Raw genomic sequence first — 11879 nt, forward strand, 5'->3', positions numbered from 1 at the left:
GGGCTCTCCGCTTTTTTTGCTTGATCAATCCGTCCATTTATTAAAAAAACGGTTTACAAACAGGAATTTGATGGATATACTTACAAAGTAAACAAAAAGCAAAGGAGGTTGATGAACATGAAACCAGCACTGACTACATACATTAGACTTTGTGAATGCCAATACCATGATTCATCAAACCTGTGGGAGAGATTGTGCCCTTCCTTAACCGATGCTTTTTCAGCACAGCCGGTCCGTTAGGAAGTTAGGCATAATCATACGCTGCTCCTCCCGCAAGATAAAGACGCGATTCGTTTTTATCTGGCGGTTTTTGTTTGCGCCCGCAGGTTTGTCAGATGATCTGCGGGCTGTTTTTGTTTTTAGCGAACTTGAAAGGAGGTGAGCGATGTGACAATAAATCTATTCTTCTTAACACTAACCATTCAGAGACGATTTAAAAGTCCGGAAGAGTACGAGCGAGAATACGAAATTGAACAAATGTACAATGAAATGAAAGACCTGCAGCTGAAATATCTTTACATGAACAGCCAGCGCTAGCTTAAAGCGCGAAAAAAATAAAGGAGGAGATCAAGATGATGCATAGAAGGGAACTGTTGGCACATTACACTCGGGAGAAGGACCAGGTTTAGCCGGGGCTGAAACGAGTTCCGCATCTCCGCTTTTCTGCATAATATGAAGCAAGCAATTCAAGGAATGCGGGTGAACAGCATGCAGAAAAACGGCAGAATGCCTTTTATCGGCCACGGGTATACATCAATGCCTCATTCTTTTAAGCACGGATACGGTAATCCGTACCGGCGCCAAAGAATGGAGATGGCGCGCCAATTCGGGTATTGGCCGCATTATTGGTACTATTGAGAAAGAGCAGAAAACGGTTTGTTTTCTGCTCTTTTTTATTTGGACAAACTGAATGGCAAAATAAAAAGAGGGGGATTTAAAGCCCCCTCCTGTTCATTTAGCAGACGTAACAAGCGCCGATGATAATTAAAAGAATGAATAGAACCACAACAAGCGCGAATCCGCCTCCATAGCCGTATCCGCCGCCGTATCCGCCAGGGTAGCCTCCCCAGCCGCCGCAGCATCCGCCGCCGTAACCAAAGCCCATAAATAGCACCACCTTTTAGTGAAAATTCCATATATACTATGCATGGGTTTAGGTTGTGGAAAGGGCGGATAGACCAAATTATTAAAAAAACAGTTTTCATAAAGCGAAACATTTTCAAAGCTGAAGCCGTCTAGTTATGGAATGTAACAAAAGAATGCAGTTATTTTTGCAAATCCTTATAATATTCGGTGCATTGACCGATATGAGTGGGGAAAGGCCCGTTTGAACGATTTGCGGGCTAATTAGAATTAAAGCAGGTGTTTGAACGTGTTTGAACAATGGCTTGGAAAACAATTGCGGAGCCCGAGCGGCATGTTGTCGAAATGGGTCGCGTCATATATGGAAAACGGAAATCATGATATAAACGAATGGACCATCAATTTAATGGATGTCTGTCCGCATGAGCGCATCCTTGAAATCGGAACGGGAAGCGGAGCGGCGCTTTATCGGGTCGCGGAGATGCTTGAAAGCGGCAAAGCCTGCGGCATAGACGCTTCAAAAAGCATGGTCAAGCAAGGGAAGCGGCGAATCCGTCATATGAAAGAAGAAGGAAAAGCCGAATTGAAGCTCGGCTATGCCGAAAACATTCCTTATCCGGACCGTTCTTTTCATAAAGTATATTCAGTCCACACCCTTTATTTTTGGACGGATTTCAAACAAACATTAAAAGAAATTTACCGTGTTTTACAGGTTGACGGCACGCTGTTTCTCGCCGTGCATCTGGAAGGGCAAATGAAAAAATCGAAAAAAACAAAAGGCTTTTCCTTATACTCAGAAGAGCAAATCAAGCAACTGCTTGAAGAAAGCCATTTCAGAGACATCACGGTACATATGCACGAAAATTACTGCTGTATTTCTGCGGTAAAATCGTGAGCTTTGTACGAGCATCCCTTTCATACGAGAGGGATTTTTTATGTTTGATAGAGTTGAAACCGGATCTTAAATATCATATTTTTGATTTTTAAAGAAAAGTATTCCAATAACATAGCAAACATGGTTTAATATCAAAGTGAACGTTTTTACTATATTTTCCGGAGGTATTTATGAACAAAAGGATCGTGAAAAGTTCAATTGCTTTCTTTCTCCTTGTTGCATTGATTTTTGGCCAGCTGCCATTAGCGAAGACAATGGCGGCCGAACACAGCGTTCCGGTTAACGAAACCACACTGACCGGCGCGACCCCTGTTGAAGCGTCATTTCAAAGCGATGATGAGGTGCATTGGTATAAAATCAATCCTTCAAATCAGGAACTCGCAAACGACACGCATTTCCGCGTTAAACTGAAATCAGCTGCAGAGCTGAACATTTCCGTCTACTCCAGCCTGGAAAACGCAGCTGAACAGCAAACGTTTGACAGATACAACGGCTACTCCTATGAAAATAATCCCGCTTTAATCGATTTTCCGATTGCCTGGAAAGGTCCTTACTACATAAAAGTAGAAAATCACCATGATGAAGAAAACGAATCCACTTCAATTACAGATATTTCTTACACCATCAGCTATGAAGGCGTCACCCTGCCTCCGGCAAATCAGGAGGCGGAAGAAGAGTGTCCGGCAGAATTAAGCGTCTCCGAAAGGGAAACCGGCAAGGGCATATTAAAACAGTTAAGAACGATCAGGGATGAAGTTCTTTCAAAAACTGAAAAAGGAAAAGAGCTGTCTTCCCTTTACTATAAAGCAGCTCCATTCATAAGCGCAAAAATGCTCTTTAACAAATCGATGAGAGACAGTGTCTACAAAGATTTGGTGCAGCTGAAGCCGCTGTTTGCCGATGTCGCAAAAAACGGACAAGAGAGCGCATACACCATGACGAATGATGATCAAAAAGCGATCAGCCGTCTGTACGAAACAGCAAGCGCGTCCGTTCCCGAATCGCTGAAAAAACAGCTGGATCAAGTCGCAAAAGACATCGGCATCGAACAATTAACAGGCAGCAAAGTATCGGCTGTGCTGGAGAAAGCGGGGATGGCGACAGCTACATCAAGCGCGCCCGAAAAACGCTATATTGTAAAATTGAAAGAAGGCAAAAAACTGGGTTCTTTCAAATCTAAAGCCCAATCTTCTGGCGTCAAGGCATTAGAACCCTTTGGTAAAAGTAAAACGGAATTTAAAGATATGTACGTTGTGGAAATGAAGGAAAGCCGTTCTGCCGGATTCAAAGCGGCGGCAAAGCAATATCAGGCGGCAGCCGCCAAGATCGCCAAGATGCCTGAAGTGGAATTCGTCGAACAGGTTCAGCAATATGAAGCACTGTCAGCGGACACCCAGTATCCATATCAATGGTCGCTCAAAAATAACGGCAAAAACCGCGCTGCGAATGCAGATATACAATTTGAACAGCTTCAAAAGCTGATGAAAGGCAAAAAGCTGAGAGATACAGTAATCGCCGTTGTCGATACGGGTGTTGATCATACGCTTGCCGATTTAAGCGGCAGCGTCAAAAAAGACGAAGGCTATAACTATATCGGCCGCACCGCGGATGCGATGGATGACAATGGCCACGGCACACACGTGTCAGGTATCATCGCAGCTGCGCAAGACAACCATTTTTCAATGGCGGGAATCAATGCCTATGCCAAAATCCTGCCTGTCAAAGTGTTGGATTCCTCAGGCAGCGGAGATACGGAACAGATTGCCAACGGCATCATCTATGCTGCCGACCACGGTGCAAAAGTCATCAATTTGAGCCTTGGCGGACCGTACAGCCGGGTGATGGAATATGCGCTCAAATACGCGGCTTCCAAAAATGTGACGATCGTTGCCGCCACCGGCAATGACGGAGTGTCGGAGATTTCGTACCCTGCATCTTCGAAATATACGCTTTCAGTCGGGGCGACCAATAACCTCGATCTCGTCTCGGACTATTCCAATTATGGAAAAGGTCTCGATATGGTGGCGCCGGGAACCGATATTCCAAGCCTCGTTCCGGACGGCAATGTCACTTATATGAGCGGAACATCCATGGCGGCGCCGCATGTTGCAGCTGCAGCGGGACTTCTTTTGTCACAGAATCCGTCCTTGAAACCAAAGCAAGTCGCTAAGCTATTGACCGAGACGACAGCAGATGTGGCATTTGAAGAACAGGATAATCCAAATCCGGACTATGACCTGGATGTAGAACCGGCTGCTCAAATTCCCGGATATGATTTCGTTTCCGGGTGGGGGAGGTTGAATGTTTATCACGCAGCCAGCATTTTTGAGCTGAACATGAAGGTTCATCCCGTTTTAAACCGCCATACGGCAGTGACAGGCACAGCCAAAAGCGGTGTGGCGGTCAAAATCTTGCGAGGGAAGCAAGTGTTGGGCACGGGAACAGCCGCAAAATCAGGCGCGTTTTCAGTGAAAATTCCGGCCCAGAAGGCGGGGCAAGTTCTTCATGTCGCGGCTTCGGGTTATCAGGCGGAAGCCTCGCTCAGAACCGTCGTGGAAAAAGCGCCGAAAAACCCGTCCGTCAAACGCATCACGAACAAAGATACTGCCGTAACGGGGAAAACGGCTGCCGGCTACACGATCAAAGTGAAAAACGCGTCCAAAAAAGTGATCGCGCAAGGTAAAGCGGATGCATCCGGAGCGTTTAAAGTGAAAATCAATAAGCAAAAAGAATATGCCGTTTTGTATATCTCCGCATCTGCTGATGACTACAGAGAAAGCGGCGATGTCAAAATGACGGTGGCTGACGTTATCCCGCCAGGCGCCCCGAAAGTTTATCCGGTTTCCGATAAAAGTACGGTGATTCACGGAAAAACAGAAGCAAACGCGCAAGTCAGCGCAAAAGTAAAAGGAAAGACGATCGCTTCCGGCAAAGCGAACGGTAAAGGTGAATACAAGCTGAACATCAGCAGGCAAAAAGCCGGAACGGTCATCAGTGTAACAGCAAAGGATAAAGCCGGGAATGCCAGCAAAGCGAAAGCCGTCACTGTGCTTGACAAAACTCCCCCGCCCGCGCCGAAAGTGAATACGGTGACAAACAAGAGCACGGCCGTTAAGGGGAAAGCCGAGGCAAACGCCGCCATCACCGTCAAAGCAGGAAAGAAAACGATTGGAACCGGCAAGGCCGATAAAAAAGGCGCGTTTTCCGTCAAAATAAAAAAACAAAAGGCAAACACCGTTGTAGCGGTCACTGCAAAAGATAAAGCCGGCAATACGAGCAAAGCGAGCAAATTTAAAGTCAAAAAAGCAAAATAATCCGATGGCAGAGGGAACTGATGACATATCAGTTCCTCTTTTTTAATCGTAATTAATATATAAGAATACTATTGAACAGCCGTGCTTCCTTCATTCGATTTATGAATTTCAGCTCATGTCAACAGTTGGGCCTATTCTCCCTTTTTTCGTTTTTCTTTAAAAAATTTTATATTAAAAAAGGAATTTTCGAGTGTTCTGTCAAAAAGTGAGTGTATTGGAAAAAGCGGAATGAACGTTCATTCCGCTGGCTTGGAGGGCAAAATCAATGGAATCGGAAAGCAAATATCAGAAGATTATCGAGGCTTCGCTCGTCCTTTTCGCAGACCGAGGCTTTGACGCCGCAACCATTCCGATGATTGCCGAGAAGGCAAACGTCGGTGCAGGCACCATCTACCGCTACTTTGACAGCAAGGAAGACCTTGTAAACATCTTGTTCCAAGATAGTGTGAAGAGATTTAAAGAAAAGATTGAGGAGGACTATCCTGAAGATTCAGCAGGGATAAAAAAACAATTTCAGCATATTTTCCGCTGCCTTTTCGAATTTTCTCAGGAAAATGTCCACGCGCTCTATTTTTTGGAAATTGACAAAACCTCACATTACCTGACAGAGAAAAGCCGTGAAGTCTTGAACGAACTGCTGGATTTCGTCTATTTATTTTTTGAAAAAGGGAAAGCGGCCGGCCTGATTCGCCCCTTGCCTTCTCACATCTTGTCGGCTGTGGTATTCGGGGCGTTCGTTCATATTCAGAAATTGGTAAGAGCCGGGGAAATCGAAGATCCTACCGGACTGATCGAAGAGATTGAAGAATGTTCCTGGCATGCTGTCAAATATCATGGATGAAAAGCTTTTTTCAAAACAGAAAGGATGATTTTCATGAACATGTTAAATGGAATTCCAATCCCTAAAACTTACGGGCCGCTCGGCAACCTGCCTTTGCTTGACAAAAACAAGGTCTCCCAGTCTCTTTGGAAAATCGCGGACGAGATGGGGCCTATCTTTCAATTTAAGTTTGCGGATGCGATTGGGGTATTTGTGTCCAGCCATGAACTGGTGAAAGAAGTCTCTGACGAGTCCCGGTTTGACAAAAACATGGGGAAGGGGCTATTGAAAGTTCGCGAGTTCAGCGGAGACGGGCTGTTTACGAGCTGGACGAAGGAACCCAATTGGCGGAAAGCCCACAATATCCTTCTGCCGAGCTTCAGCCAAAAAGCGATGAAGGGATACCATCCCATGATGCAGGACATCGCCGTCCAGCTCATCCAAAAGTGGTCCCGACTCAATCAGGATGAAAGCATTGATGTACCGGATGATATGACGCGGCTGACGCTGGATACGATCGGCTTATGCGGATTTAACTACCGCTTTAACAGCTTTTACCGAGAAGGACAGCATCCGTTTATCGAGAGCATGGTCCGGGGGTTGAGTGAAGCGATGAGACAGACGAAGCGCTTTCCGCTGCAGGATAAGCTGATGGTCCAAACGAAGCGGCAGTTTGACAGCGATGTTGAGTCGATGTTTTCTCTTGTTGATCGGATCATCGCTGACCGGAAGCAGGCCGGCGGCGAAAGCGGAAATGACCTTTTATCGCTTATGCTTCATGCGAAAGACCCTGAGACCGGCGAAAAACTGGATGATGAGAATATCCGCTATCAAATCATTACGTTTTTGATCGCCGGGCACGAGACGACGAGCGGTTTATTATCGTTTGCGATCTATCTGCTCCTGAAGCATCCGGATAAGCTTAAGAAAGCGTATGAAGAAGCAGACCGCGTGCTGACCGATCCCGTTCCTTCCTACAAACAGGTTCAGCAGCTGAAATACATCCGAATGATTTTGAATGAATCGATAAGGCTTTGGCCGACGGCGCCGGCTTTCGCTCTTTACGCAAAAGAAGAAACGGTTATCGGAGGAAAATACTTGATTCCGAAAGGCCAGAGCGTCACAGTGCTCATCCCAAAACTGCACAGGGATCAAAGCGTCTGGGGAGAAGATGCCGAGGCGTTCCGGCCTGAACGGTTCGAGCAGATGGACAGCATTCCGGCGCACGCATACAAACCGTTTGGCAACGGCCAAAGGGCATGCATCGGCATGCAGTTCGCCCTTCACGAAGCGACGCTTGTGCTCGGCATGATTCTTCAGTACTTTGATCTTGAAGATCATGCAAACTACCAATTGAAGATCAAAGAATCGCTGACATTAAAACCGGATGGCTTCACAATCAAGGTAAGGCCGAGGAAAAAAGAAGCAATGATGGTGACACCGGGTGCTCAACCTGAAGAGAACATGCGGCAGGAAGAAAAGCCTTCCGCACCGGCTGCGGAAAATACGCACGGAACTCCTCTCCTTGTGCTTTACGGTTCAAATCTCGGCACAGCCGAAGAGGTTGCAAAGGAGCTTGCTGAAGAAGCGCGTGAGCAAGGATATCGAAGCCGGACGGCGGAGCTTGATCAATATCCAGGCGCCCTCCCGGCAGAAGGGGCTGTTATCATTGTGACGGCTTCCTATAACGGAAACCCGCCCGATTGCGCAAGGGAATTTGTCAATTGGCTTGAGCATGATCAGACAGGCGATTTGCACGGTGTCAAATATGCGGTATTCGGCTGCGGTAACCGGAGCTGGGCCAGCACCTACCAGCGGATTCCGCGCCTGATTGACAGCGCATTGGAAAAAAGAGGCGCCCAAAGGCTGCACAAGCTCGGAGAAGGGGACGCAGGCGATGATTTTGAAGGACAGTTTGAATCATGGAAAAACGATCTGTGGCCGCTTTTAAGAACCGAATTTTCATTGTCCGAACCCGAACCGAATCAAACAGACAGACAAGCCATATCTGTCGAGTTTGTAAGCGCACCTGCGGCTGCGCCGCTGGCTAAAGCTTATCAGGTGTTTACAGCGGAAATATCGGCAAACCGGGAACTGCAGTGTGAAGAGAGCGGGAGAAGCACGAGGCATATTGAAATATCGCTTCCTGAAGGTACCGCATATCAGGAGGGAGACCATCTCGGGGTGCTTCCGCAAAACAGCGGGGTGCTGATTGAACGCGTTTTTCAGCGGTTTGGGCTGAACGGAGATGAACAAATTCTGATCAGCGGCCGGAATCAAGCATCACATTTGCCTTTCGAGCGGCCTGTTCATGTCAAGGATCTTTTTCAACATTGCGTCGAGCTCCAGGAACCGGCCGCAAGGACCCAGATTCGCGAGCTGGCGGCACATACTGTTTGTCCGCCTCATCAGCGCGAGCTTGAAGACCTGCTGAAAGATGACGTCTATAAGAATCAAGTGTTGAAAAAACGGCTGACAATGCTTGACCTGCTTGAGCAATACCCGGCCTGTGAACTGCCGTTCGCCCGCTTTCTGGCGCTTCTGCCTCCGCTAAAACCAAGGTATTACTCGATTTCCAGTTCGCCGCAGCTTAACCCGCGGCAAACAAGCATCACCGTCTCTGTCGTAAGCGGCCCGGCATTGAGCGGCCGCGGGCAATATAAGGGGGTCGCATCGAACTATCTCGCAGGCCTTGAACCGAAAGACGTGATTTCTTGTTTCATCAGGGAGCCCCAGTCAGGCTTCAGGCTTCCTGAAGATCCTGAAACACCGGTGATCATGGTCGGACCGGGCACCGGAATTGCACCTTACCGCGGGTTTCTTCAGGCGCGCCGCATCCAGCGCGCTGCCGGAATAAAGCTCGGGGAAGCGCATTTGTACTTCGGCTGCCGCCGTCCGAACGAAGATTTTCTGTATCGAGACGAATTGGAGCAAGCGGAAAAGGACGGAATCGTCCATTTGCATACAGCGTTTTCCAGGCTTGAAGGCCGTCCGAAAACATATGTGCAAGATTTGCTCAGAGAGGATGCAGACATGCTGATTCACTTGTTGAACGAAGGCGGCCGCCTGTATGTGTGCGGAGACGGAAGCCGCATGGCTCCCGCTGTTGAACAAGCTTTGTGTGAGGCGTACTGCATTGTACAGGGAGCGAGTCAGGAAGCGTCGGAAAGCTGGCTGTCCGGACTTTTGGAAGAAGGGCGCTATGCAAAGGATGTGTGGGACGGCGGCATTTCCCAACATGACGTGAATGCGGACAGCATCTCAAGAACGTAAAACAAAAAGAGGCATTCTGAATGGATCAGGATGCCTCTTTTTTAGAGCTTGTGATTTTTTCATTGATATAGATGAAAAGGTTTGATCCCAAGAACAAAACGAGCAAAATATACACCCATTTTGCCGGCGTTTCCCAGCCCTCGAAAAAGGGAAGAGAAGCAATGAATGTTTGCCCTTTCATGATGGCAAGTACCAATAACGCCACAAAGATGATGAGAGTGATTCCTTGTAAAATGAGCGTTTTTGCGCTTCGTTTTTTCAAATCGTCCCATACGTACATCAGCCCGAAAACGAGGGAGGCCATGGAAATGATATCATTCGCTGTGCCGTTGATCTTGAGCCCCGCCCGGAGAAAAAGATTCAAACCTACAGATGCTAAAATTCCGTAAAATCCGATTGTTTTAAGCAATATGTACCCCCTCAAACCATTATAGAGGGAGATAAAGGAAAAGCCAACATGACAGGCTGTGTTCAATCATTCTAAAAACGGCTGATCTTCAGGAGGAATCGCCATGCTGGCTTTGATTTAAATATCGGCATGCGGTGAAGAAAGTTTAGCTTTTATTTCAGATCTGATGTATGGTCTTGACGCCTGTTTCTTTTTGCTTCGGCAAAGAAAATTGCCGGATAAGCGATCAAAAGCAGTCCGATAATGAAAGAGACGATTCCCGGCCATTTAAAATGAGTCCAGAAGAAGCCTCCGAAAGATCCCGCTAAGCTTGAGCCGAGATAATAGCTCAACAAATAAAGGGAGGAAGCTTGAACGCGCTGTTCGCCGGCCGTCTGCCCGACCCAGGAGCTTGCAATCGAATGCGACCCGAAAAATCCGAATGTAAAGACAGCGATCCCGGCGATTTTCAGAGAAAGCTGCGGCAGAAGCGTAAGCAATGCGCCTCCCGCGATAATGGCAATCCCGATTTTCAGCATCAACGGGTTGCCAAAACGGTCGGCCTTCTTCCCCATATAAACGGAACTGATTGCCCCGGCCAAATAAACGATAAAGATGAACCCGATGACAGTTTGAGAGAGTCTGTACGGAGGTCCCATCAATTGAAACCCGATATAATTGAACAGCGTAACAAAGCTCCCCATTAATAAAAATCCGAGTGAAATAATCGACAGCAGCCGCTTGTTCATCAAGACGGCAGAGTAGGCGAAGCTCGCCTTTTTCACGCTCGTTTTTCGCTTGGTGGAGTGCTGCGGCCGGGGCAGCAAAATCCAAAACAAATAGCTTAATAGTACTGATAATCCCCCGATGATTCCAAGCGCTGCGCGCCAGCTGAACAAGTCTGTCAAAAGGCCGGTCAAAAGCCTTCCGCTCATTCCTCCGAGGCTTGTGCCGCTAATGTATAACCCCATCATTTTGCCGAGCCCTCTCGGATCAAATTCCTCTCCGACATAAGTCATGGCGATCGCGGGTACGCCTGCAAGGAAAAAGCCAAGCAGCCCTCTCATCACCAAGAGCGCGGCGAAGTTCGGACTAAAGGCGGTCAAGAAGCCGAGCACAGAAGTCGCAAACAGGGATATTGCCATAATCGTCTTCCGGCCAAATCCGTCAGATAAAGCTGCTGCCGCAAGCAGTGCAAAAGCCAATATACCTGTTGAAATGGATAAAGTTAAGCTTGCAGCTGCCGCCGATATGCCGAATTCCTCCGCAAACAGCGGCATGAGCGGCTGTGTGGTGTAAAGCGTAGCAAATGTCACAAAACCGCTGATGAATAAGGCGATGCTTGCTTTTTGATAATCTTTCGTATGTGGCTGTATGTAAGTCATGGCAGCTCCTCTTTTCCAGAATGACAATCTATGTTTCATGGTACGCTTTCATTTGTGATGTGTCTAATTTATAATATCTATCAACATCATGCATTCTAGTTATGAAGGAGCGGATGAGCATTAGAACACTATCAAATTGACCATTTTATTGCCGTGAGCAGGCAAAAACATTTACAAAAGCCGCCCTGGAACAAAGGATTTCCCAGCCGGCTTTGAGCAGGTCGATCAAGAAGCTTGAAGAAGAATTGGCGTCCCGCTGTTTATTCGAAAGACGAATTGTCAAGCTAAGCGCGACACTGCGTCCATGAAGGCTTCGTAAGCCGACCGCCAACCGCCAACCGAGACATTTTGCGCGGGCGGTTATTAATTAAACGAACCGCTTCGACGAGTTGCTGAACCGAAGTCATGTCCTTTGGGGAAGAACTCCCGGAGGAGACCATTGGCGTTCTCGTTGGAGCCTCGCTGCCGAGAGGAATAGGGATCATTTGTAGATCTTTTTGAAGTACACGAACGGCTTTCCTTCGGCTCGGTGCTTCTCGGCGATCTGCTCAGGCGGCCACATCTCCTGTAGCTTCCGGTTAAGCTTGCGGTATACCTGCCGACAGGCAAGCGCGAAGTTCTCCGCTCGTGATACGTCTGTTGGGCAAAGCTAGCCGCATAAGCCACACCCTCCTTGCTCCCGCCGCGTTTCAGTTCTCTTGCGATGGCAGAGGGATGACGA

General features: G+C 47.7%; 9 protein-coding genes and 2 pseudogenes. 7 read left to right on the top strand and 4 right to left on the bottom strand.

The window, feature by feature from the left end; all coding sequences use genetic code 11:
* Window positions 1-387 precede the first annotated feature (387 nt).
* Together MST20_RS13805 and MST20_RS13810 are read left to right on the top strand one after the other, a co-directional pair.
* Window positions 388-537 (top strand): YrzI family small protein, encoded by a 150-nt coding sequence (locus MST20_RS13805; protein WP_020452381.1) that lies wholly within the window; start codon window positions 388-390, stop codon window positions 535-537.
* A gap of 171 nt (window positions 538-708) precedes the next feature.
* Window positions 709-858, top strand: coding sequence for a hypothetical protein (locus tag MST20_RS13810; protein ID WP_164468297.1), 150 nt, complete (start codon window positions 709-711; stop codon window positions 856-858).
* Between the two features lie 97 nt (window positions 859-955).
* Here MST20_RS13810 and MST20_RS13815 read toward each other — a convergent pair whose 3' ends face one another.
* Window positions 956-1105: a YjcZ family sporulation protein gene (locus MST20_RS13815; protein WP_003183876.1), complete on the bottom strand. Its 150-nt coding sequence runs from the start codon at window positions 1103-1105 to the stop codon at window positions 956-958.
* 267 nt (window positions 1106-1372) lie between these two features.
* Between MST20_RS13815 and MST20_RS13820 the strand changes: the two genes are divergently transcribed.
* The 4 genes from MST20_RS13820 (at window position 1373) to MST20_RS13835 (ending at window position 9385) form a co-directional block, all read left to right on the top strand.
* Complete coding sequence (locus MST20_RS13820; RefSeq protein ID WP_243942896.1) at window positions 1373-1978, top strand: class I SAM-dependent methyltransferase; 606 nt, start codon at window positions 1373-1375, stop codon at window positions 1976-1978.
* A gap of 170 nt (window positions 1979-2148) precedes the next feature.
* The gene (locus MST20_RS13825; RefSeq protein ID WP_243942897.1) at window positions 2149-5292 is read left to right on the top strand and encodes a S8 family peptidase; all 3144 of its coding nucleotides are present in this window, start codon (window positions 2149-2151) and stop codon (window positions 5290-5292) included.
* A gap of 265 nt (window positions 5293-5557) precedes the next feature.
* The gene (locus MST20_RS13830; RefSeq protein WP_243942899.1) at window positions 5558-6133 is read left to right on the top strand and encodes a TetR/AcrR family transcriptional regulator; all 576 of its coding nucleotides are present in this window, start codon (window positions 5558-5560) and stop codon (window positions 6131-6133) included.
* A 33-nt stretch (window positions 6134-6166) separates the two neighbouring features.
* Window positions 6167-9385, top strand: coding sequence for a bifunctional cytochrome P450/NADPH--P450 reductase (locus tag MST20_RS13835; protein ID WP_243942900.1), 3219 nt, complete (start codon window positions 6167-6169; stop codon window positions 9383-9385).
* Between the two features lie 25 nt (window positions 9386-9410).
* On the opposite strand, the gene MST20_RS13840 is transcribed toward MST20_RS13835, so the two are convergent.
* Both MST20_RS13840 and MST20_RS13845 read right to left on the bottom strand, forming a co-directional pair.
* Window positions 9411-9794, bottom strand: a complete 384-nt coding sequence (locus MST20_RS13840; RefSeq protein WP_243942902.1) for a YoqO family protein — start codon at window positions 9792-9794, stop codon at window positions 9411-9413.
* 152 nt (window positions 9795-9946) lie between these two features.
* Window positions 9947-11158 carry an MFS transporter gene (locus MST20_RS13845; RefSeq protein ID WP_243942904.1) on the bottom strand — a complete coding sequence of 404 codons (1212 nt, stop codon included), beginning with the start codon at window positions 11156-11158 and terminating at the stop codon, window positions 9947-9949.
* A 135-nt stretch (window positions 11159-11293) separates the two neighbouring features.
* Between MST20_RS13845 and MST20_RS21400 the strand changes: the two are divergent.
* Window positions 11294-11432 (top strand): annotated as a pseudogene (locus tag MST20_RS21400) (LysR family transcriptional regulator); the annotation flags it as partial.
* 5 nt (window positions 11433-11437) lie between these two features.
* Here the strand turns inward: MST20_RS21400 and MST20_RS21405 are convergent.
* Window positions 11438-11641, bottom strand: a pseudogene (locus MST20_RS21405) (transposase); the annotation flags it as partial.
* Window positions 11642-11879: the final 238 nt, after the last annotated feature.

Source organism: Bacillus sp. B19-2, assembly GCF_022832475.1.
In the GTDB taxonomy this organism is placed as follows: Bacteria; Bacillota; Bacilli; order Bacillales; family Bacillaceae; genus Bacillus; species Bacillus paralicheniformis.